This window comes from Streptomyces sp. NPDC006012 (genome assembly GCF_042871185.1).
In the GTDB taxonomy this organism is placed as follows: Bacteria; Actinomycetota; Actinomycetes; order Streptomycetales; family Streptomycetaceae; genus Streptomyces.
In genome coordinates this window covers 138,949-161,091 of sequence record NZ_JBIAIE010000006.1, presented here as the reverse complement: position 1 = coordinate 161,091, position 22,143 = coordinate 138,949, and the positions used below count along the sequence as shown (strand labels likewise).

The window sequence follows — 22,143 nt, the reverse complement described above, 5'->3', positions numbered from 1 at the left end:
TCACTCGCGGACGGGCGGCTCAGGTCACGAAGAAGATCCCGGCGTCGGTGCCGGCGGGCGCGTACTCGGCGAGCCTGGCCCGCAGGCCGTCCTCGCGCTGCGGCCGGTACAGGTCGTGGTACGCACCGAGTTCCGCGCCGTCGTCCGCGCCGCGCCGCAGTTCCCGGGCGCAGCGGTCCGAGAGCAGCCCGTACCACGGGGTGCCGTAGCGTTCGCCCGCGAACAGCGGCCGTACCCGCGCGGCCTCGGCCGGACCGGCCAGGTCCGGCTGGCAGCGGTGGCGGCGGGGGGTGCGCGAGCCGGGTGGTACGTAGCAGTACCGCAGGCAGCCGATGCCGCGCCGGACGACGTGCAGTTCGCCGGTGAAGACCGAGTTCTCGGCGATGCGCACCGCGTGGGTGCGGATCTCGCCGATGACGGTGGTGCGGTGCAGGTGCAGAACGGCGTGGGCGTGGCGGCAGTCCGGGGCGGACAGGGCCGTGCGGTCGTGGCCGGTGGCGTCCAGGATGCTGTCGCGCAGATGGATGTCGAGGGGGTCCTCGCCGACCTCGTCGCCGATGACCTCGATGGTGCCGAGGATGCTGTGTTCGATCTGCAGGCAGGCGGTGGTGCGGTCCAGGACGATGCTGGGCTCGTCGGGCGAGTGCGGCTCGCACTCGGGCTCCAGGGACCAGCCGGGCACCAGCGTGCTGTGCCGGACGACCACCGCGCCCATCGGGCCGGTGACGTGGATGCCGCGGCCGGCGACCAGCAGACCGTCGAGGACGAGGCGGGGCCGTTCGTGCGGCGCGCAGTCGTCGGACACGGCGCGGATGTTGAGGGCGTCGGGCCGGTTGCTGTACCAGTCGAGCAGCCTGATCACGGGCCGGGAGCCCTCGGCCGCGCGCAGTTCGAGGCGGTCGCCGGGGTCGAGGTCGAAGTCCAGCTGCTCCTGGTGGGCGCCGCTGTGGGTGATCTCGATGATCCCGGTGCGCTCCGGGCCGCGGTCCTGCTGCCAGGCCCGGTAGGCGTCCATGATCCGCTGGTAGGGCTGGCCGGGGCCGACCCTGAGGACCGTGGCGTCCGGGCGGGGTTCGCGGTCGCGGTCGTACTCGCCGCCGCCCAGGTCGGCGGCGGTGGCGTGGTGGTAGTCCACCCAGACGCCCTGGCGCGGCGCCGACCGGGACCCGAAGGCGATGCGGCCGAGTTCGGGATCGACGGCGACCTGGCCCCGCCCCGGGCGGTAGCGCCAGTCCGACAGGTCGGCGACCACCACGTCGGCGGGCGGCACCGGCCGGTCTTCCCCGTCGCGCCGGATGACGAGGCTCTTGCCGGGACCGTAGTAGTCGGCCAGCCGGTCGTGCAGCAGCCGGCGGGTGATGAACGCCGGGACGTTGTCGACGGCGGCGATGTGCGCGGGCGACGGCTCCGGGACCGGCTTGGTGACCAGCGGGGTGTCGTTGCCGAGGATGGAGAAGGTGTAGACATTGCGGGCGCGGTCGATGCAGTAGGCCGGGGACGAGGTCAGCGCCTGTGCCTTCAGCCGCCACACGAACAGCCCGACCCCGGCCGGCGTCCAGCCGCCCTGCTTGCGGCGGGAGTCGGCGCGGCGTACGTCGACGGTGCGTGCCGACTGCTCGAACGGGCCGCCGGCGACGGCGAGCGCGGCCCCGTCCCGCAGGTCGACCAGGCGCCCGCGGTCCCCGCGCCGGCCGCTGCCGTACAGCTTCACCGGCTGGGTGTGGGCCACGAGCCGGGACAGTTCGACGGCCCGCGCGGGCCAGTCGGCGACCTGCTGGGCCAGTTCCTCCAGCAGGGGGAGGGTGCCCTTGCGGCGGCGGTGGGAGACGGTGGCGGCCACGTCACGGCGCGGGGCGACGGCCTCGGCGAGCGCGTCCCGGCCGCCGGTGTGCAGGCCGGTGGTGAGGACGCTCCCCCAGCCTCCGGCCGGGGGTGCCCCCACCTCGCTTCGCTCGTAACCCGGCAGCGTGCGGTAGCCCACCAGGTCGCCGAGGTACGGCAGCACCCAGGGGGCCGCGGTCTCCACGAACAGGTCCTCGTAGCCCTGGGCGACGCCGTCGCGGACCCGGTCGAGCTGCTCGGCGATGACCGCGAGCAGGGCGCGCAGCGGTTCGCCCTCCTCGGCGTCGCGCAGCCGGTGCCAGCGGGGCAGCAGGTCGGCGAGCCCGTCCGGCTCCCGCGGCGCGACCGAGGCCGGCATCTCCAACTCGGCGTCGGGGGACATCACTTGACCTCCGTCAGGATGAGGGTGTCGATGGCCCGCGCCGACAGCAGCGCGAGCTGTGCGGGGCGAATGCCGCGGAAGACGAACACCGTCCGGCCCTTGTCCAGGCGCCGGGTGTCGGTGATGTCGGGGTTGAGGCGGAGCAGTTCGGCGAGCGGGACGCCGTACCGGGCGCAGACGGACGACAGGGTCTCGCCGTGCTCGTCGCGGACGGTGTGGGTGCGCTCCTCGTACGCGGCCGGGCGGGCCGGTACGGAGGGCCGGGGCTCTCCGGGATCGGCGAGCAGCGCGGTCAGCTGCTCCGGCCCGGCGGAGGCGGGCACGCCGGTGAAGACGTCGACGTCCACGTAGTCGACGCCCGGTACCGAGTGCGCGGTGGCCAGGACCTCGGAGAGCCGGGCGGGCTGCGCCAGTTCCCGTCCGGCGTAGCCGAGCCGGGCCAGCAGTGCCTGGCGCAGCCGGGGTTCGACCACCTCCCAGGTGTGGTCAGGTGCCAGTTTCACCTTGGCGGAGACGAGCAGCAGGACCAGTTCGCGCACGTCCACGCGGACGGGCAGGTTCGGGTCGCCGTACTCGGTGAGCGCGCCGCGCAGGGCGCGCAGGATGTCCGCGCCGTCGGCGATGGGCACGTCGTCGGTCCCGGCCACCGTCACCTGGAGCACCCGGCGCCGCCCGTCGAAGAGTTCGCGGGCCGCCGCCCGGCCGATGCCGGCCCGGGAGCGGGCGAAGTCCGCGTAGTCGGACGGGGAGACGAGGCGGTCCAGGGCGGAGACGGCGAGCGGGATCATACGGCGGGTCAGACCGGGCCCGTCCGCGTCCGCGCCGCCGGTGGCCGGACGCGGGTTGGTGACCGCGGTGACGCCGAGCGGGCGGGTGAGGGGCTGGGTGATCCGGTCGGCGGGGACGTTGGCGGCCTTGCCGGTGCCGAAGCGGTAGCGGGCGCGGACGTTCTCGTGGCCGCTGGACAGCCGGGCGCCGTGCACACCGTCGCCGAAGGTCACGGTCGTCCGGCCGCCCGCCAAGGTGCCGGTGATGTAGACCCGCTCGGTCGGACCGCGCCCGGCGAGGCTGTCCACCTCGTGCCACAGCACGCCGTCGACCCGGATCTCCAGGACAGGGGTGGCGCCGAGCGCGGCGAGATGGGGGTCCACCCCACCGGGGGCCGGTGCCGGACTGTCGGCGGCGAGCCAGGTCAGCGGCGACTGCCAGAGCGCGAAGGTCTGGTTGGCGCGGTCGGACTCGCCGCTGCCGATGGCCTCCTCCCGGCTCTCCCCGTGGGTGGCCTCGACGACGTTGCCGAGGATCCGGACCGTCGAGCGGCGGTAGCGGTGGACCAGGTCGGTGGTGAGGGTGAGCCGGGTGTGCACGTGGTCGCCGGGCAGCCGGGGGTCGACGGCCGGGTCGGCGGCGGCGATGGTCACCACCTCGGTGGCGGCGACCCCGGCGGTGCCCGGGATGTCGGTGCGCTCGCCGGTCACGATCAGCAGCCGGCCGGGCCGCAGTCCGTCGTACAGGTCGGCGAGTTCGATCTCGTTGCCGTGCACCTCGTCGCCGAGCGGTTCGTCCGCGAGGCGCAGCGGTTCGCCCGCCGCGTCCACCGTGGTGTCGCGGATGTGGGAGAGCAGGACGTCGAACTCGTCGAGCCAGGGGTCGGCGAGGGTGAGTTCGGTGCCACGGCCGGTGATGCCGTAGTTGGAGTACGCGGCCGTGCGCGCAGCCACCACCTGGGTGGTGACGAAGGCCAGTTTCGCGTCACCGGGGATGCCGCCCTGGGCACCCTTGGCCGGGCGCCGGATCGCGACCCAGCTGCCGACGGTGATGCCGTCCTGCACGGTGTCGAGTTGCAGCACCCGGCGGTTGACGGGCTCCGGCTTGGTGGCGATCACGATCTCGACGTTGGGTTCGGTGGTGCCGACGGTGTACTTGAGCGTCACCTCGTACGCGCCGTGGGTGAACTGCTCGGCGGCGCCCGGCCGCAGGGTGGTCTCGTGGGTGGTGCCGTTGTTGACTCCCACGTGGACGAAGCCGTCGTCATCGGGGCGGGCCACGAACAGGGTGCATTCGGGCAGCCCGGACTGGAGCCGGGCGGTGATGCCCGGCTCCTGGGAGTCGGCGGGGCGCCGGCCCAGCCAGTTCAGGTCGCGGTCCTGCCCGGCCCTGTTCGACAGGTCGACCCGGCCGGGGCCGAGCGGGAAGGTGACCGGCTGGGCGACGGGCAGGTTCTCGGCGCGCTGGTCGGAGCCGGCGCCCTCCACGTACTGGAACTCGGCCCGCACCGGGGCCTTGCCCGCGGTGTCGTACACCACGCGCATGCTCGCCAGCACGGCGCCGGTCAGCGGCCAGTCCGCGCTGCGGATGACCCGGCCCCGGTCGTCCTGGACCGGCTTCAGCGGGGCCGTGGCACCGAACGGGGCGGCGGTGACGCGCAGTGCGAGCAGTTCGCGCAGCAGTTGCGGAGCAGTCGGCGCGGCGGCCGCGCGCCAGGCCGGGTAGAGGCTGCCGAGGGCGGGATCCAGGGCGGTGAGGAGACGGGCGGTGTCGGTGCCGGGGCGCTGGGTGCGGGTGCCCGTACGGGCGGCGGGGGCGGAGCCGCGCAAGGCCGGGAGGACACCGGCCAGGGCCCTGAGGGCGGCCCGGCGGGGATCCTCGGACCGGTCCTGGGCCTGTTGCCCGGGTGCGGGCTGCGCGGTCACCGCCCGGGCGCCTCCGGTGGTGTGGCTCCCACCGGTCCGGGCGGCCTGCGCCGAGTGCGCGGGCGGGACCGGCTGCGCGGGTGCCAGGCCGAGGGCACGCCGGGCGAGTTCGGCGAGGACCGCCTCCAGCCGCTCGAACCACGCGGCCACGTCCGGGTACGGCTCGGCCAGCACCTGTGCCTCGTTCAGTCGGGCCAGCGGCTCGGCCAGCAGGGTCGCCAGGCCCTCCGGGGTGGTGGTGCCGTCCAGGCCGGCCCGGAGCGGCGCGAGTACCTGGTCGTCGAAGTCGTCGATCAGCCGGCTCACCGGCCGAGGATCGGGGACCTCGGGTGTCGGCGGCTCGTCGCCCGGCTCACCGGGAGCGGCGGGCTCCGCGGTCCAGCGCCGCACCTCGTCCACCAGTTCCTTGAGCGTGGGCGGGGCCGACTCGGGCAGCGAGATGGCGGTGATCTCGTCCTCCCGGTCGATGCGGACACCCGCGACGGGCAGCAACCTCCGTTGCCCGCCCGCCTGTTCGCCGAAGACGAAGAGGAGCTGGTCGCCGGTCTGGAGGGAGTTCGCCGTGCCCTCCACGAACAGCTCCGAACGGCGGTCCAGGTCCTCCGGCGTGACGAGGGAGGGACGACGGCGGCGCACCTTCAGCTCGTTCCAGGCCCAGCGGGCGGTGAGGTCCCGGAACGTCTCGAAGGTCAGCGACTCCTCGTGGGCGGCGGCCGGCACGCTGTGGCTGCGTGCCCCGCGCGGGATCAGCACGGGCAACTCGGCGGCGCGCGGGTCGTGGTCGAGGGTGTACGCGAGATGCGTGCCGGCCGCGACGCCCGGCCGCGGCCGGTGGCCGACGAGGCGGCCGAGCAGCGCCAGTGAGCGGTGTTCGCCGGCGGTGCGGATGTATGCCTCGTCCGCGATCCGCTCGGAGTGGAAGGTGAGCAGGTCCCCGAGGACGGCGGTGGCGTCGAGCAGGCCGATCGCCGGGTCGTCGGGGGTGCGGACGGTCAGCCCGGTCAGCGCCGGGTACGCCGGTGAGGCGAGCCGGTCGAGCAGCGCGGCGAGGAAGGAACCGTACTCGCCGACGCGGTAGTCGAGGGCGGTGCGGCCGGGCGGATTGTGCGGCGGGGCGGGGGCGAGGCGCTCGTCGTGGCCGCCGCACGCGCCGCCGCAGGAGCAGCCCCGGGTCATCGGGCACCTCCCAGGGATACCGCCAGCCGGCCGTTCTCCGGCCGGTCCGGGTCGTTGTCGCAGGTGGCGATCTCCAGCGGGCCGAGCCGCAGCACGCCGTCCTCCCTCTCTCCTCGGTCCTGTTCGAACAGCCGGCGCAGCCGGGTGACGTCGACGCTCTGCACCCCGGGCACGGCCGCGGCGACGGCGACCAGCCGGCTGAGCCGGACGGGCTCGCCGAAGGTCAGCGCGTCCGGGTGGAAGAAGCCCAGGCGTCCGCCGGGCAGCCGGCCGCTGCCGAGCGCCCGGTACAGGTCGGCCAGGATCTGCCCGTGCTGGTGGCCGGGCAGCGCGCACACCGTGAGCGCGATGTCCAGCGGGACCGGCCGGGCCGGGCCGACCACGAGGTCGTGCCCGATGCGCCGGTACCCCTCCAGGGCCTGGGCCGTCGCGGCGAGCAGCTCCGCGGAGGGGCTGCCGCTGCCGTACGCGTCGATCGCGACATGGGCCTCCTGGACGCTGCCGGTCCAGCGGATGGTGGCCGCGGCCCGCTGCACTCCCGGCAGGCCGGAGGCGAGGGCCGCGTAGTCCTCGGCGGTGACCGCGCGCATCCTGGTGCGGCGCAGGTCGAGCGGGGCCAGCTGGCGTACCTGCTCCAGCGGTTCCGGGTCGGTTCCGCCGGTGGCGGGCAGCGGGTTGCGGACGGCGGCGGCCGGTGGGGTACCGCCGTCCGCAACGACGACGAGGTGGTTGATGGCCTCCGCGCCGACGTTGCCGGTGGCGCCGCCGCCGAGCCGGTAGTGCACCGTCAGCCGTGCGCCCGGGGTGGGCTCGGCGCCGTACCGTCCGTCGCCGAAGCGCAGGGCGAGCCGTCCGTCGTCCTCCGGCTCGCCGACGAAGTGCCGGTCCCGGGCGGTGCTGCCGAGCAGGTCGCGGCGCGGTTCCCAGGTCTCGTCGCGGTCCTGGAGGCGTACGGCGGGCAGGGCGCGGCGCGGGTCCTGGGCGAGGGCGGCGGTCGCCGAGCCGCGCAGCACCGGTTCCTCGGGGTGCAGTTCGGCCGCGTACGAGGGACCCCAGCTGTGCGCGATCTCCCAGGCGATGTGCCCGTCGAGGACCGTGCCGGCCCGGGCCCGCGCGGCGAGGATCCCGATGCGCCGGAGCTTGGCGTCGAGCAGTTCGTCGGAGCGGTACAGCAGTTCGCGCAGGGCGCGCACCGGGTGGCGGCGCAGTTCCAGCCGCTCCAGCACCTTCAGGCCGTAGATCAGGGCGAGTTCGGTGACCTCCTCCGCGCCGAGCCCGTCGCGGTCGCGGGCGCTGCGCCACAGGTCCACGAGCCGCTGCCGGACCCGGCCCGGGACGGCGGCGATCCGCTCGGCCTGCCCGGCGGCGACCGTGCCCGGGTCGGGGTAGGGCACGGCCTGGGTGACCGGTGCCCGGCCGAGGACGGGGCGGAAGCGCGGCCGGATGCCCGGGTAGAGGGACTGTGCGAGCAGGGTCCGCAGGGCCGCGGCCTGGGCGTAGGCGGTGCCCGGCACCACCCGCCCATGGCTTTTGGCCTGGGGTGCCCCCGCGTGCCGCTGCCCGGCCTGTTCCAGGCCGAGTCCGGCGCGTACGGTCGCCTGTTCCCCGACGGTCTCGAAGAGTTGTCGGACGTCGTCCGGGGTCAGGGCCCGGCCGCTCTCCGTCTGGTCCGTGAGGAAGGTGATGAGCCGTGCGGGCGCGTTGCCCTCGCTGCGGTCCAGGCAGCCGAAGTCGGGCGGTTCGCAGGGTGCCACGACGGCCGGGGCCGGCGGCACGGTGACGGTCTGGTGCGGGCCGGAGCGGCCGTGGTCGACGAGGACAGTGTTGCCCCGGGCGAGGGTGACGTCCGCGACGGGCAGGCAGTCCCGTCCGCCACGGGTGGTCAGGCAGAACGGGAAGCGCAGGGCGTCCTCGACGGCCCAGGTGACCTCCAGGACGGGCTGGTCCTCGATGCGGTCGAGGCCGGGGGTGACGGAGGTAAGGCGTACGGCCTGGCGGTGGGCGGGGTCGGCGTCGCCCGGGGTGCCGGTGCGCGGGCCCTTGACCTCCTCAAGGACCAGGACGTCGCCCGGTTTCAGGTCCAGCCGGCGTTCCCGGCAGGTCTCGGGGTCCGCCCATTCGTCGCGCAGGGTGGCCGCGGTGGCGCCCTTGGGCAGGGCGCACACCTCGCCGTCCCAGGTCCACAGCCGGATCGCGTTGTGCGCGACCCGCAACCGCAGCGGATCGGCGGCGACGACCGGTTCGAAGACCTCCACGGAGCCGCGCTCGTCCAGGTCGCCGAGGTCGTTCTCGTCGATGACGATGCCGGGTTCGGGGCGGTCGTGCGGGTCGAGGGTGCGGACGTCGACCGACGCGAAGCGGAACGTGCCGGGGGTCAGGGTGTGGTCGGCGGCGGTCTCGACGGCCACGTACGCGCGGGCGTTGCTGCCCTCGTGCATGGCGTAGTCGATGAGCCGGACGTGGCGGCGCACCGAGACCCGGCGGCGCGCGGTGTCGAGGTAGGCCTCGGTGGCGACCGCGTCCTGCTGGTAGCTGATCTGGTCGCCGGTGTACGCGAGCAGTTCGACCAGGGTCGTGCCGAGGTCGGCGGGGCTGCGCTCCAGCCAGTCGGGGGTGGTCAGCGCGAGCCGGTCGAGCAGCACCTTGCGGATGGTGTCGTAGTCGCGGGCCGTGTAGTCGATGACGGGCGCGGCCGGGAGGTCCACGGGCCGTTCGGCGGGGTCGACGCAGTCGAAGGGGGTGGGGCAGTCGGGCCGGAAGGAGAACGAGGCGCTGTGGTAGCGCTGGTCGAAGCCGCGGAACGGTTCGGTGCCGGGGCGGCCGTAGGGGTCGGCCTCCACCAGCGACAACCGGTAGCGGGAGGTGTCTCCGGTCCGGTCGAGGGTGACGTAGAGCCGGTCGTCCAGCTCGGGGTCCTCCTCGCGTTCGACGCTGAGGTCCACGGCGGTGATGCCGGTGATCCGCCGGCCACCGTCGATCCGGACGTTCTGCGGGCCGAGCCCGTGCGGGGCCTTGCCGAGGAAGGTCACGGTGAGCAGCAGCCCGTCGTCGCCTGCCTCGACGGCGTCGATCCCGCCCAGCTGGGCGGCCCGTACCTTGGCCCGCCGGGTGGTTCCCGCGCTCATGCCGCCCTCCCTTCGAAGAGGTCCTCGTGCACGGAGCCCGTGGCCCGTACGACGTACGACAGCTGGACCCGGACGGCGTCGTCGTCGCTCTCGATGTCGAGGGACACGACCTCGACCAGGTCGCCGAGCCAGCGCTGGAGCGCGGCCTGGACGGAGAGTTCGAGGGTGCTGACCAGTTCGGGGCTGTTCGGGGCGAAGACCAGGTCGAGCAGTCCGCAGCCGAAGTCGGGGCGCATCACGCGTTCGCCGGGGCTGGTGAACAGCAGTTGCTCGATCAGGTCGTGCACGTGCTCGGCGGGGCGGGCGTGCGCGGTACGTCCCCGCCGGTCGGCGTGGAACGGGAAGGCGATGTCGGTGCGGGTGCGGGTGCGGTGAATCGTCGGCCTCATCGGACGGTGACCTTTCGCTGCGCGGCCTGGACGACGGGCGGGCCCTGGGGGACGAGGGCCGCGCTGAGGCACTGGGCCGCGGAGGTGGCCAGCAGCACGGGCGCACCGTCGACCGTGATGCCCGAGCCGTCCGGGGTCCAGCGGACCGAGACGCAGGGCGAGGGCACGCCGTCGACGATGTGCGGGCAGCCGGTGACGGCGTAAGCGGCCGTGGCCGTGACGACGGCGGCGCCCGCGATCCGCAGGCCGCCCGTGGGCGTGGTGGCCGGCGCGGCACGGCCGCCGTGCGGGCAGCCGATGACGGCGCTCGTGTCCAGCAGACTTCCGGACAAGTTCTCTTCCCCCGTGTTCTAACGCTTGGAGAGGACGGTCAACTGGCCCTCGTTGATGGTCACTTCGCGACCGCGCAGGATGACCTCGGCGCCGGCGCCGGTGGCGATGACCACGGCTTCCTTGGTGATGCGGATGTAGGCGCCGCCCTGGGCCTGCAGGAGTATGCCCTGTTCGGTGCCGGCGGTGTCGTTGAGCACGATCTTGTGGTCCTGCAGCGTCTGCACCACGACCGGTTTGTTCGCCGCGTTCGCCTGGAGTTCGCGGCGGGCGTCGGGCGGCAGTTCCGCGGCGTCGCCGTACCAGCATCCGGTCCACACCGGGAAGCTGGGGTCGCCCTGCTCGAACTCCACCCACACGCCCGCGCCGGGCGGCGGCACCACGAACTGGCCCGCCTGCGGTCCGGTGAACGGCAGGCAGGGCAGCGCCCAGGTGGACGGCTCGTCACCGAGGACGTCCGGGACCTCGGCCGTGATCCGGCCGATGTGCAGCGGGTCGTTGTTGTCCACCACCCGGCCGCGGAACTTGCCGAGATAGCGATTGCTGGGTGCCGCCATGCTGAACTGCTCCTGGTTCCTAGGTGGTTCGGGTCAGGGCCGGACGTGGGCGCTGCGTGCCTCCAGGCCCTCCCGGGAGAGGGTGAAGTTCTGCTGGAACGAGCCCGGACGCAGGCTGTGGGTGACGGACTTGACGTAGTAGTCGCCGTCGTACGCCCGCCCCGCCCCCCGCACGCCGACGAGCCGGCGCGGCTGCAGGAGGTAGCCGTGCCGGTTGACGTCGAGCGAGCCGGACCCGGAGATGACGTCGGCGGAGACGGCGGCCCTGGCGAGGAGTTCCGCCTCGGCCTGTGCGCGCTGCTGCTTGGCGGTGCCGGAGAGCGTCTTGCGCTTGAGGGCCGGGGTGGGCCGGCGGCCGAGCGGCGGGCGCAGGGGACTGATCGGCGGCTGCGGCAGCAGGGTGGTCTGCCGTGTCCCCGGGTCCTGCCAGCGGGCCTGCGGTTCCTCCCGTGCCGTACCGTCGTAGGAGAAGGTCAACTGGTCGACCGTCGTGTTGGCGTCCATGTTGACGTTGAGGGCGTGCTGACGGACGCCGAGCCGGACCTCCGGTCCCCAGCGGGCGGAGGACTGGCCGGGGGCGGGCCCGGGCTCCAGATAGAAGGTGTAACCGTTGGCGCGGGCCAGTTCGGTGACGTACTGGAGGTCGGTGCCCGTCTGGTAGTGCACCCGCAGGTCCTGGTGCGGGGGCTGGGCCACCTTCTCCGTGTAGACGTCCGGCCGGATGCCGTACTCCGAGTAGCGGCGCAGGATGGCGAGGACGCGTTCGGACGGGGGCAGGTTGGGGTAGCGGGCGGTGCGTTCCTCCAGGTCCATGAGCAGCGTCAGGTCCTCGCCCGTGACGGTGAGGGTGGAGTGGCCCGGAATGTTGCTGGCGCCGACCTCCTGCCGGACGATCAGCCCGTCGAACAGCACCTCGGGGGTGCCGCGGACGCTGACGGTGAGGATGACGCGGGTCTTCGGATCGAAGTATCCCTCGGGCAGCAACCGGCGGCTGATCTGCCCGTTCTTGGTGAGGTCGAACGCGAACTGGAAGCCGCTGCGCTCCCCCGCGGTCGCGGTGATCTGGGCGGAAAGCAGCGCCTCGGCGACCTCCGGCGGGACCGGGCGGGCCAGCGTGGGCCCCATCAGCAGCTGGATGTGGATGGGGCCCTGCCCCACGGGCTGTTCAGACATGCCGTTCTCCGCGTGGGAACCCGCCGCTGAGCGGGATGCCGATGACGCGGCCCGGTTCGCCCGTCAGCTCCCGCGGGTCGAGCACGGGATTGGCGTCGGCGATCCGCCACCACTGCCTCGGGTCGCCGAGGAAGCGCTGCCCGAGCAGATCGGGCCGCTCCCCGGCGCCGACGGTGTGCGGCTCGGTCTCCTCGTCCAGCGGGGGCAGCAGGCGCCGTTTGGTGTACCGGACTTCGGTCCCGTCCGCACGCCGGTGCACGCCGATCTCCGCGTCGTGGTAGCGGCTGGTACGCGGGTAGGGGTGCGCGCCCGGTATCGAGTCCAGGGCGCTCTCGTACGGCTGGATGTCGGCCATGGCGGTGGTCTCAGCCCCTTCCGGTGACGAGGTCGGCGCCCCCGAGGCCGAGGGCGCCCAGGCCGCCGCCGCGCGCGGCGGCGGCGAGCCGCTCCTTCTGCGCGAGGTGAGCCATGTACAGGTCGGCGCCGCGGTGCCCGGCGGGCAGATCACTGACGGTGAGGATCTTCATCCCGATGCCGAGCGAGGCCCGGATCGGGTTGAGGTTCACGTCGAAGGCGGACTCGTTGACGGAGAGTTCGGTCAGCCGGACGGGCATGACCCGCTTGCTCCCCCAGGTGAACAGCGTCAGCGGCATCTCGATCGGGCCGATCTCGATGGCGCCCTTCTGCGTCAGCCGGGCCGCCGCACGCAGTTGCGCGGTGGTCGGCTGCACGAGCATTTCGAGCGTGGCGAGCTGAGGGTGGATGCCGTCGGGCGCGGCGATCTCCAGTTGGTCGGTCGCGTCGATCTCGGCGGTGAACTTCCAGGTCTCCTGGGCGGGCCCCTTCAAGCGCAGGGCTTCGTTCCGGTCGCCGCTGCCGGTGCCGCCGCCTCCGCCGTCACCGCTGTCCCCGGCGGACTGCGGCGCGATGCTGCGCTCCAGGGTGTCCGGGTTGAACTGGAGCACGATGATCCGTTGGGGAATGCCGGTTTCGGGGCTGACGACGACGATTCCGGAGCGGATGGGTTTGGGGATGTCGGCGTAGCGGGTCATGAGCCCTCTTCATGCTCTCTGATCTGCTTGATGGCGATCGACCACCAGGTGTCCGGCTCGCGAAAGGCATGCGGGTCGCGATCGATGAGGATCTCCGCTAGCTCGTCGGCGTCCCGCACGCCTTCGGCGCTCGATTCGGGAGCTGGCGACACATCACGCCGGGCGATGCGGTAAAGGAATTCCACGAAATCACCCAGGGTGCTGTTCACCACCTCTCCACGAGGTTCGTCATGGAAAGCGATCAAACCAACGAAACTATCCCGGACATTGAGAAAGTATCGCATTTTCGGGTCGTCACGCGGACCGCCGAGAATCACCGCGCGATTGGCCCCGTCGTCCGAGAAGTTCCGGACGGCGAACAGCGGCGGACTCCCTTCCACCTCAGTCGTGAAGAGGGCTCCACAATTCTTCGGAAGTCCCACGTGCGAGAGGATGAGCGCGTCCTCTTCATCGAGGCCGATCCGCAGGGCCTCTCTGTAGTCAAACGTTTCGATGTTGCGTTCGCCGAAGATTTCGACGAGCTCACCATGGGAAGCCATGAATCCCCTCAGCCAGTCAGTACATTTTAATATCGAAAGTATACAGGGCGCCGTAGTCCAGATGATTCACCGAATCCGTGATCTGCCTTCCCATCTTCTTATTCATGCCCTTATCGATGAGCCGCAGGTTGTCATATATGTCACGGCCACCTGACTGCAGTTCGACTGTGTGGTCGGCCTGCATGTTGTTGAGCCGCTCCTTGACTTCGTTCTGGAACGGCCGCCCCTTGGGTTTGGCCAGCTGATCCGCGCGAATGATGACCAGTTGCCTGAACCTAAAACTGAGATCATTGATCCGGGTGGCCAGGGCGGGATCCCGTGACGGCTTGTCCTTCTTCTTCTTCGGCTCCCTGAGCCTCCTCGCGGTCTCACCGAATTGAGCGATCAACATTTCACGGTCGATCTCGTCGAGGAACATTTCATCCGCGCTGCTCTTGAACTTGGAGACCTGACCCCGTTCGCCGGCCTTCTTGAGAGCCAGGGCCTTTCGGGCGAACTCCACCTTGTTCGCCATCTTCTCCGGGGTCCACGTCACCCGGGCGACCCCCTGCGGCAGGTCCGGGTCACCCACGATGGGCGGCTTGGCCCGCTGGATCGCGTCGCTCATGTGTACGCGGTGGAAAGCATCCTCCTCCTGGCTGACCACACCGTCCGGAATGTCACCGCTGTCCGGCTGCCATCTCCCGTTGTTGGCATCCTGGGCACGCAGCTTCTTCCTTGTGTCGCTTTCCGCCACCCTGATCGTGCCAAGCGCTTTGTCCCTCGCATTGCGCCGATCCGCCTTGTCGAGATCCTTGAGTATCCGCCGGATCTTCATCATGAACTGATCGGCGTTCTCCGCCCCCTTGAACAGAAGCCAGTCGTGGATCGTCGAAATGTTCAGTGCCTGCTCAAGGCGTGCCCGCCGTTCGGGATCCTTGTTGAGGAATTCGTCCAGCCTGGCCGAAAGCTCGACTTTGGCGCGATCTCCCTCGCCGGCGCTTTCGGTCGGGTTCAGCGTGGCATTCACCTTGAACGGGCTGCTCCGCGTGTCGCCGAGCGCGGTGAGCCGGTACCAGGTACGGAGCCCGACGAGCACAGCCTTCGAAGCCAGCCGGCCGATGCCCTTGCCCAACATGTTCTGCAACCGCGGGCGAATCCGCTGGACGATCTTATGGAGCCGTACCTCCTTCGACTCCTTCGACTTCTCGTCCTTCTTCCGCTGGTCCTGCTTCTGCCTCTTCTGCTCCTGCTGCCGCCTCTTGTGGTCCCGCAGCCGGTCCTTCTTCTTCTTGAAGAAGTTCCGCAGCTTGGACGCACCGTTCTTGAGCGCCTTGCCCAGTTTCGACTTCTTCAGCTTCCGGCCGAGGGTCTTCGCCGCGTTGCCGACCTTCTTCAAGGCGGACTTGACCGCCCCCTTGGCCTTCGCGAGTGCCTTGCCCACCGGAGACTTGGGCTTCTTGGGCTTGGCCGGCTTGGGGCCCTCGATCTCTTTCTTCTTCTTGGGGGTGGTGTCGGGCCTCTTGTCCTTGGCGGGACCCCGGTCCGGCGTCCTGTCCTTCGACGATTCCTGCTCCCGCTCCTTGGCGGGCTTCGGCTCCGTGTCCTTCCGCCCCGACTCCGCCGCGTCCGGCTTCTTCGCCGGCCCCTTCGGTGTCGCGTGCTCCTTCGGCTTCACCGGGGACTTCGGATCCGGTGACGGTTTGCCCTTCGGTCTCGGTGCGGTGCCGGGTCGGGCCAGGGCCTGTTTGGCCTTCCGCATCGCCCCCCGCGCCGAGTTGACCGCGGCCCCCGCCGCCTTCTTCGCCCCGCCGCCGACCTTCTTCAGGCCGTCCATGATCTTCTGGGCCATGGCCTTGAGCCGCTTGCCGACGCCCTTCGTCGCCTTGGACAGGCGTTGGAGGAGGAAGTTGGTGATGAAGTCGAGCAGGGCCACGACGCCGGCCGCGACCGCCTCCGCGAACAGACAGGCCGCCGGGCCCGCCTTCACCGCCTTCAGGTACGCCCAGAACTTCGAGAACGCCGACAGGATCGAGCTGACCGTCGACCAGGCCGCCATCAGCCCCTGAATGATCGTCAGGATGGCGCCCGCCGCGGGGATGATCATCGAGACGACCTTCTCGATGACGAGTGTGGCGATCATCATCGGAAGCGAGGCGATGATCGCGTCCCAGGCCATCTTGCCGATCTGCTTGATCGAGACGCAGCCCTTGACCAGGACGTCGATGACCGCTTTGCCGAGGCCGAGGACGCCCTCGACCTTCGTGTCGAACCACTGCTTGACCGCCACCTTGATGGCGCCCCAGAGGTGGTCGGTGATCCCGGTCTTGGCCGCACTGGCCGCCTTCGAGATCCAGCCGCCCGGGTCCGGCGCGATGTCGGCGACGAGTGCCGCGAACTTCCCCAGCGCCTCGATGGCCGCCTGGGCGAACTTGATCGCTCCCTCGATGACGGCCTGGTACACCTTGATGACCGCCTTGACGCCCGCCTCCAGGACGTCGAGCAGTTTGTTCAGCCCGGCCGCCAGGGCGTCCAGGAATGAGTTGACGGCCTTCTTCAGGCCGTCCGCCAGTTGGTTGACCGTCGCGATGGCCGCGTCCCGCAGGCCCTCGATGGCCTTGCGGAAGCGGTCCCGCAGCGCGGGGAAGGCGGCGAGGAGCGTGTCACCGAGGGCGATCAGGACGTCCGCCAGCGCATTGATCGCCTTGATCGCCAGGTCGCGTACGAAGTCGATGGCCTGGTTGGCCCACTCCTTGAACTGGTCGATGATCCCGTTGACCGCCTTGCGGGCGGCGTCGAAGACCGCGGTGACCGCCGCGAGCAGGCCCTTGAAGAAGTCGGCGACCTTGTCGGCGATCCAGCCGAACAGCCCCCCGGAGGGCTTCTTCTCCTCCTTCTTCTTCTTGGCCTCCTTCTCGGCGTTCTCCCGCTCGGTGTCGATCTTCCCGTTGTCCGTGTCCTTGCGCGCGACGATCTCCTTGTCCTTGTCGTCGCGCGCCTTGACGATCTCCTTGTTCTGCTTGCCGTGTTCGTCCTCGGACTGCTTGTCCGCGTCCTCGATCTGCTTGTCCTGCTCGGTCCGCCAGTCCTCGCGCTGCTTCTGCGTCTCCTGGGCGACCTTGCCGCGTTCCGCGGTCTGCTGTGCGGTGTTCCGCTCGACCTCGCGGTCGATCTCGGTCTGCTTCTCCTGCTTGGCCTGCTGCTCGCCCTGCTGCTGTTCCTTCTCCTTGGCACCGAGGTCGCCCTGCGCCTTGCCCGCGGCACCGGTGATCTCGGTGCCCTTCTCCTGCTTGGCGACGGCGCCGACGCCCGCCTTCGGCGCGGGCGTGGCCGCGAGCGCGCCGCCCTTGCCGCCCCCGGAACCACCCGACGCCTTTCCGGTGAGCTGTTCCCGGGGCGCGTCGGGGTAGACCTGGTCCTCGCCCATGGGCTTGGCCGCGTCGTCGCGGCCGGTCGTGCGGAGGTCGGACTGCTTGTCCTTGAGCGCCTTGGCCTGATCGTCGGTACGGGTCGGGTCGCTGGCGCCCTCCAGCCGGATCTTCGGCGCCGGGCCGACGGTCTTGTTCTCCAGGGCGGGGTCCGTGGTCGGGACGGCGTCGGCCGCGGCCTCGACGTTCTTCGCCTCGGCCTCGCTGAGTCCCTTGTCGGGCACGGCGGGCGGCGGCGGAGGCGGAACGTCCGCGGCGGGCTGGTCGCCCGCGGCCTTGTCGCCGCCCTTGGCCTTCTGCTTCTCTCCCTGGTCCTCGGGGCCGATCCGTTCCACCTTGCCGGTGACCTGGGGGGCCACGGGCGCGGCCTCGGGCGGCGCGGAGCGCGTCTGCGGCGCCCCCGAAGGGCGTTCCCGGGTCGGTGGGGCCGCGTCGAGCCGCTTCTGCTCCTCGGCGATCTTCTTGTCCGCGGCCCTGTCGACGCCGGGCATGGCGGCGGCGGCCTGGTCGGGCGCCAGCTTGCTCACGGTCTGTACGGCGGCCTTGGGGTCCTGCCCGGAGACGTCCGGCGGATCCTGCTGCTTCTCCTCGGAAGCGGCCTCGCCGCCGCCCCCGCCACAACTGCCCTGCGCGCCCTCGTCCTTCTCGGGCGCGGGCGCGGGCGGCGCACAGCCGCCACCGTCCTTCTCCAAGGACGCCTCGGGCCGGGGCGCGTCCGCCGCCGCGGTCTGACCGGGCCCGTCGGTCTGCTCGGCGGCCGGACTCACCGCCGCCTGGGCGACGGAGGGCGCGGCACCCGGGCCCGCGGCGACGGCCGGCCCGGTCTTCTCGGCGGCACCCACCGGTCCGCGCGGTGTGGCTCCGGGCCCGGTCTCCTTGGGCACCCGGCTCTTGGCCTGGGGCGCCTCGCGTTCGGACCGGGGCGGTTCGGCACCGCGGCGAGCGGCGGGCGAGGGGTCGCGGTCCTCGACCGGTGTCCTCGGGGTCTGTGCGCCCGCCGGCCGGGACACGGCGGCCGCGACCGGGCCGGCGACGGAGGGCGCGGGACCCGGAGCCGACGGGGACGCGGCGCCGGTACGGGACTCGGCGGCCGTCCGCTCCCGCTGTTCGGCCTGCTCCTCCTGCTCGTCCTTGGCGTCCGGCCGCTCGTCGTCCCCGTCCGCTCCGCCGGCCCCGGCGTCGTCCGCGTCCTTGGTCTGTTCCTGCTCCTGCTGCTGCTCCGGACCGGGCTTCTCGCTCTCCGGCTCGGGACGCTCCTTGTCCTGGGTCCCGAGGTCCGGGCCGACCTCCTGGTCGAGCGGTTTGCCGGTCTCCTGGAGTTCCTTGGTGCCGCGGTCCTGCGCCTGTGCGGCAGGTCCGTTCTCGGGCTGCGGAGCCTCGCCCTCGACGGGTCCCTCGTCCTGGCCCGGGGCCTTCGCCTCGGGCCCGGCGTCGTCCTCGTCCTGTTCCCCTTCGTTGCGCTGCCGTTCCTGCTCGGCCTTCTCGGCCTTCGTCGGCGGTGGAGCGGGGAAGGCGGGCGGCGACGGTTCGGCGGCGCCCGGGCCGAGGTTGTCCGCGGTGGACACGGCGGACAGGTCGAGGTCGGCCTCGGGCAGATAGTCCTCGGGCTTGAGCGCGGGCTCGTCCCGCCCGCCCGGGGACCGGGTGTCTGCGTCCTCGCCGCCGGCGACCTCCTGGTCGGCGCCCGCTTCGAGGCCGAGCGGCCGCTCCTCCTCGCGTGGCTCGGCGTCGGCGCCGCCGTCCTCGTCCTTCTCGTTGAGCCCGTGCTCGGACAGCGCCGAGTCGGGCTGCTCGGCCCGTTCGTCGACCTTCTCGGGGCGCACCGGACCGGGCTGGGCCTGTTGCCCGGGATCGGGTTCGGCCTGCCGCGAACCGGCGGCGGGCTGCGTCTGGTCGTCCCGCTGCTTGCGCTTGTCGGCGCCGGGCGCGGCGGCCTGCTGCGGGTCGGCCTCCTCCCGTTCGCGCTGTTCCTTGCGCTGCTCGGTGGCCTGTTCGGTGCCTTCCTGCTGCCCCTGGGCGCGTTCGTCGCCGGCCCGGTCGGTGCGTTCGCGGTCGGTGGCGGCCTGCTCGTCCTCCTGCTGCTGCTCCTCCTTCGCCTGCTGCCGGGAGGCGGTGCGCTCGTCCTCCTGCTCGGTCCGCCGGGCGGCGTCCTGCTCCTCCGTGGCGGCGTCCGCGCGGGCCCGGCTGCGGTCGCTGCCGGACTTCTCGTCGCGCGCCGTGGCGTCACGCTGTTCTTCGCGCGCGTCGACGGCCCGCTGCGCGGCGGTCCCGTGGTCGGCTTCCTTCTTCGTCTGCCACTGGGTGCGTTCGACCCCGAGTTGTTCGAAGAGGTCGATCTCGGGCAACGGGGCCTCGGCGGGCTGGAGTTCGACGGGGCCGGGGCGGGCCTGCTCGGCGATCTCCAGCAGCCGGTCGTACTCGGGGGTGAGCAGCCGGTTCTCCAGCCGCTCGATGACGGCGTCCTCCAACTGCTCCGACATCCGGGCCAGTTGCAGCCGTACCCGGCCGGAGGTGTCGGCCGGGTCGCCGCGCAGTCCGCGCAGTACATGGCCCGCGAGCCGGTCCACGAGGGTCGCCGGGTCGACGGCCTCGGCGCGCATCCGGTCGGCGTCGACGGTGGCGTAGCGCAGCCAGCCGGGTGTGGCCTGGCCCTCCTCGACCTGCGGGGCCGGTTCCGCGGCGGGCTCCACCACCGCCTGCGCGGCTGCTTCCGCCTCCCGCTCGATGGACTGCTGGGGCAGGCTCACGGCGCCGAGTTCGCGGCCGGCCCGCAGCGTGCCGAGGCCGTGCGGGTTCTGCACCGTGTGCTGGAGTTCGTGGGCGAGCAGGCGCCGGCCCTCGTCGGTGCCGGGCCGGAAGGCGCCCTCGCGGAACAGGATGTCCTGACCGACGGCGACCGCGTCCGCGCCGAGCAGTTCGGTCAGCTGTCCGGCGTCCCGGCCGGTGTGCAGCCGTACCCGGCCGAGGTCGTGGCCCAGTTGCTCCTCCAGGTCCCGGCGCAGGCCGGGGTCGAGGGGCTGGCCCGCGCCGCTGACGATGTTCTTCGGCTCGGGCGCACGGGACTTGGCGGCGCGCTCCTTGCGCTTGCGGCGGCGCTGTTCGGCGGCCTGCTCCGCACGGCCGTCCTGGGTCCGGGAACTCACCGGGTCACCTCCCCGTGGCCGCTCAGCCCTTCGTGCACGGCGCGCGCCAGTTCCTGGCCGAGCCGGCGGGCGGTCAGCCCGGCCGGCAGCGGCGGAAGGCCGGACAGCGCGTCGACGGCGAGGGGGCCGTCCACGGCCAGCGGCACGCCGTGCAGCCGTACGAGCCGGGTCAGTTCGGTCTCGAAGGCGGCCGACACGCGTTCCGGATCCGCCTGGAAGCCGTCCAGCACCAGCTCGCCGATCTCGACCCGGATCGTCGAGGGTGCCCGCTCCCGCGAGCGATTCACACCCATCCGCGGACCTCCGTGGGCGTCAGCGAGCGCTCCAGCTTCAGGTACTCGGTGCGGGCGGCGGCGAGCATGTGCCGCATCTGGAGCCGGCCGCCCTCCTCGGCGGCGAGGAAGGCGCCGGAGAGGGCGATGTTGCGGATCGAGCCGCCCGCGACGGTGAGCTGGGCGAGCAGCCCGGGATCGATGTCCTTGACGGGGGCCTGCGGCGGCAGGACCCGGCGCCAGATCTCGGCGCGTTCGTGCTCGGCCGGGAAGGGGAAGTCGACGACGAAGCGGATGCGGCGCAGGAAGGCGGTGTCGAGGGCCTGCTTCATGTTGGTGGTGAGGATGGCGAGGCCCCGGTACGCCTCCATCCGCATGAGCAGGTAGCTCACTTCGAGGTTGGCGTACCGGTCGTGGCTGTCCTTGACCTCGCTGCGCTTGCCGAAGAGGGCGTCGGCCTCGTCGAACAGCAGCAGTGCGCCGCCGCGTTCGGCGGCGTCGAAGACCCGGCGGAGGTTCTTCTCGGTCTCGCCGATGTACTTGCTGACCACTTGGGAGAGGTCGACGACGAACAGGTCGAGGCCGAGTTCTTTCGCCATGACCTCGGCGGCCAGGGTCTTGCCGGTGCCGGAGCCGCCCGCGAACATCGCGGTCACGCCGAGGCCGCGGCGCAGGGTCGCCGCGAAGCCCCACTCGTGGTGGACGGTCGCCCGCTGCCGCACATGCGCCACGATCTCCCGCAGCACGCTCGTCTGCCGTTCGTGCAGGACGAGGTCGTCCCAGCCGGCCTGCGGCTCGATCCGCCGGCCCAGCTCGTCCATGCCGATCCGCGCCTCGTCGAGCCCGGCCCGCCAGGCGAGGCCGGCGGCGTCCTGCTCGTCCTCGTGCGGCAGCAGACGGCGTACGGCGGCGGCCGCGGACCGCACGACGTGCGGCGGCAGCTGGAACTGCGCCACCAGCGAACGCAGTTCACCGTCGTCGAGGTCGCCGACGTCCTCGAACGCCTCGCCCCAGAGTGCGAGCTGCTCGTCGTCGTCGAGCCGTGGCACGGTGACCCGCATCCGGTACGACCGCTCCGACCGCGGCGGGTCCTCGCTCGACACCACCACCGGTACGGCGGCTCCGGCCAGGAACGCCTCGGTCGCCGCCCGCTGGTCGCGGTCCAGTTCGCCCACCTCGACGAGGAGCGCCGCGGGCAGCAGGATCGCCTCGCGCTGCCACAGCCGGGCGAGCCGGTCGCGCTCGACCGGGTCGGAGGGAACGTCCTCGGCACTCATCGAGTAGAGCCCGAGGCCCGAGCGTGCGGCTGCCGCCGCGGCGATCTCGGTCCGGCTGCGCTGGTCCCCGCCGGTCACCTGGACGAGCGGCGCGTCGGATCCCGTGCCCGCCGTCCAGCCCTCGGCGAGGCTGCTCGCCGCCAGGTCGTACGACGGCGTCAGCGTCTGCGGTACCGGGACGCGGCGCAGTTGGCCGTGCAGGCGGGCGTCCAGGTAGGGCGAGCCGAGCAGGAAGTGCAGGACGCGTTCGTCCAGCCGGAGCCGGGACGTGGTCAGCCGTGCGGGGTCGTCGAGTTCGACGATCCGCCAGCGCCGGAGCGGGGCGACGGGGGTGAGCGCGCTCCAGTGCGGGTCGTCCAGCGCGGCCAGGGCGAGCGAGAAGGTGGGGTGGGCGCGCTGCGGGTCGCCGGCCGCCGCCGCACACCGGGCGGCGGTCGTGGGGTCGAGGTCGTCGGCGGCGGTGAGCAGGACGACGTCGCGTTCGAACGGGGTGAGTCCGAAGCAGCCGACGAGGGCGTCGAGTGCGGCGCTTTGGGGGGCGGCGGGCACGACGTCGGTGCCGGTACCTCCGGTGCCCGCACCGTGCGCGGCCCCGGGGTCCCCGGCGCCGCGCTCCGTACGGCTGCCGTCCGGGTTCGCGGTGTCCCGGGCGACGCGGGCCGCGTGGGTGTCGACGCGGGTGAGGACGCGGTGGATCTCCGTGGTCAGCGGCGTGCCGCCGCCGGGTGCGGCGGCCGTCGCCGGTTCGTGCGTGGCGTGTGCTCCCATGTGGTCACCTGCCCCCCT

Annotated in this window: 13 protein-coding genes; all 13 read right to left on the bottom strand. The window is 72.5% G+C overall.

Annotation, left to right across the window (positions count from 1 at the left end):
• Positions 1-19 precede the first annotated feature (19 nt).
• Genes ACFYPJ_RS14155 through ACFYPJ_RS14095 form a run of 13 tightly spaced genes read right to left on the bottom strand, consistent with a single transcriptional unit; the run spans position 20 to position 22,125 of the window.
• Positions 20-2,224 carry a hypothetical protein gene (locus ACFYPJ_RS14155; RefSeq protein WP_389015475.1) on the bottom strand — a complete coding sequence of 735 codons (2,205 nt, stop codon included), beginning with the start codon at positions 2,222-2,224 and terminating at the stop codon, positions 20-22.
• Positions 2,224-6,093, bottom strand: coding sequence for a putative baseplate assembly protein (locus ACFYPJ_RS14150; protein WP_389015473.1), 3,870 nt, complete (start codon positions 6,091-6,093; stop codon positions 2,224-2,226). Before ACFYPJ_RS14150 ends, ACFYPJ_RS14155 begins: the two co-directional genes overlap by 1 nt.
• The gene (locus tag ACFYPJ_RS14145; protein WP_389015470.1) at positions 6,090-9,218 is read right to left on the bottom strand and encodes a putative baseplate assembly protein; all 3,129 of its coding nucleotides are present in this window, start codon (positions 9,216-9,218) and stop codon (positions 6,090-6,092) included. Before ACFYPJ_RS14145 ends, ACFYPJ_RS14150 begins: the two co-directional genes overlap by 4 nt.
• Positions 9,215-9,607 (bottom strand): GPW/gp25 family protein, encoded by a 393-nt coding sequence (locus ACFYPJ_RS14140; protein WP_389015467.1) that lies wholly within the window; start codon positions 9,605-9,607, stop codon positions 9,215-9,217. The genes ACFYPJ_RS14145 and ACFYPJ_RS14140 overlap by 4 nt, the downstream gene beginning before the upstream one ends.
• A complete protein-coding gene (locus ACFYPJ_RS14135) occupies positions 9,604-9,939 on the bottom strand; it encodes a hypothetical protein (protein WP_389015464.1) in 336 nt (111 codons plus the stop codon). The genes ACFYPJ_RS14140 and ACFYPJ_RS14135 overlap by 4 nt, the downstream gene beginning before the upstream one ends.
• A gap of 18 nt (positions 9,940-9,957) precedes the next feature.
• Entirely contained in the window at positions 9,958-10,494 is a 537-nt protein-coding gene (locus ACFYPJ_RS14130) for a phage baseplate assembly protein V (RefSeq protein WP_389015462.1), read from the bottom strand.
• Positions 10,495-10,527: 33 nt separating this feature from the next.
• Positions 10,528-11,667, bottom strand: coding sequence for a hypothetical protein (locus ACFYPJ_RS14125; RefSeq protein WP_389015459.1), 1,140 nt, complete (start codon positions 11,665-11,667; stop codon positions 10,528-10,530).
• Complete coding sequence (locus tag ACFYPJ_RS14120) at positions 11,660-12,022, bottom strand: hypothetical protein (RefSeq protein ID WP_389015456.1); 363 nt, start codon at positions 12,020-12,022, stop codon at positions 11,660-11,662. The genes ACFYPJ_RS14125 and ACFYPJ_RS14120 overlap by 8 nt, the downstream gene beginning before the upstream one ends.
• Before the next feature lie 10 nt (positions 12,023-12,032).
• Positions 12,033-12,719: a hypothetical protein gene (locus tag ACFYPJ_RS14115; protein WP_389015453.1), complete on the bottom strand. Its 687-nt coding sequence runs from the start codon at positions 12,717-12,719 to the stop codon at positions 12,033-12,035.
• Positions 12,716-13,258: an SUKH-4 family immunity protein gene (locus ACFYPJ_RS14110; protein WP_389015451.1), complete on the bottom strand. Its 543-nt coding sequence runs from the start codon at positions 13,256-13,258 to the stop codon at positions 12,716-12,718. Before ACFYPJ_RS14110 ends, ACFYPJ_RS14115 begins: the two co-directional genes overlap by 4 nt.
• 16 nt (positions 13,259-13,274) lie before the next feature.
• Positions 13,275-19,808 carry a DUF4157 domain-containing protein gene (locus ACFYPJ_RS14105; protein ID WP_389015448.1) on the bottom strand — a complete coding sequence of 2,178 codons (6,534 nt, stop codon included), beginning with the start codon at positions 19,806-19,808 and terminating at the stop codon, positions 13,275-13,277.
• On the bottom strand, positions 19,805-20,101 hold the full coding sequence (locus ACFYPJ_RS14100; RefSeq protein WP_389015446.1) for a hypothetical protein: 297 nt from the start codon (positions 20,099-20,101) through the stop codon (positions 19,805-19,807). The genes ACFYPJ_RS14105 and ACFYPJ_RS14100 overlap by 4 nt, the downstream gene beginning before the upstream one ends.
• On the bottom strand, positions 20,092-22,125 hold the full coding sequence (locus tag ACFYPJ_RS14095; protein WP_389015444.1) for an ATP-binding protein: 2,034 nt from the start codon (positions 22,123-22,125) through the stop codon (positions 20,092-20,094). The genes ACFYPJ_RS14100 and ACFYPJ_RS14095 overlap by 10 nt, the downstream gene beginning before the upstream one ends.
• Positions 22,126-22,143: the final 18 nt, after the last annotated feature.

Bases quoted from the DNA above. Each gene is read 5' to 3' on its own strand.
- ACFYPJ_RS14155 (WP_389015475.1), bottom strand. From the start codon at position 2,224: ATGTCCCCCGACGCCGAGTTGGAGATGCCGGCCTCGGTCGCGCCGCGG.
- ACFYPJ_RS14140 (WP_389015467.1), bottom strand. From the start codon at position 9,607: ATGAGGCCGACGATTCACCGCACCCGCACCCGCACCGACATCGCCTTC.
- ACFYPJ_RS14110 (WP_389015451.1), bottom strand. From the start codon at position 13,258: ATGGCTTCCCATGGTGAGCTCGTCGAAATCTTCGGCGAACGCAACATC.
- ACFYPJ_RS14130 (WP_389015462.1), bottom strand. From the start codon at position 10,494: ATGGCGGCACCCAGCAATCGCTATCTCGGCAAGTTCCGCGGCCGGGTG.
- ACFYPJ_RS14120 (WP_389015456.1), bottom strand. From the start codon at position 12,022: ATGGCCGACATCCAGCCGTACGAGAGCGCCCTGGACTCGATACCGGGC.
- ACFYPJ_RS14145 (WP_389015470.1), bottom strand. From the start codon at position 9,218: ATGAGCGCGGGAACCACCCGGCGGGCCAAGGTACGGGCCGCCCAGCTG.
- ACFYPJ_RS14095 (WP_389015444.1), bottom strand. From the start codon at position 22,125: ATGGGAGCACACGCCACGCACGAACCGGCGACGGCCGCCGCACCCGGC.
- ACFYPJ_RS14115 (WP_389015453.1), bottom strand. From the start codon at position 12,719: ATGACCCGCTACGCCGACATCCCCAAACCCATCCGCTCCGGAATCGTC.
- ACFYPJ_RS14125 (WP_389015459.1), bottom strand. From the start codon at position 11,667: ATGTCTGAACAGCCCGTGGGGCAGGGCCCCATCCACATCCAGCTGCTG.
- ACFYPJ_RS14150 (WP_389015473.1), bottom strand. From the start codon at position 6,093: ATGACCCGGGGCTGCTCCTGCGGCGGCGCGTGCGGCGGCCACGACGAG.
- ACFYPJ_RS14100 (WP_389015446.1), bottom strand. From the start codon at position 20,101: ATGGGTGTGAATCGCTCGCGGGAGCGGGCACCCTCGACGATCCGGGTC.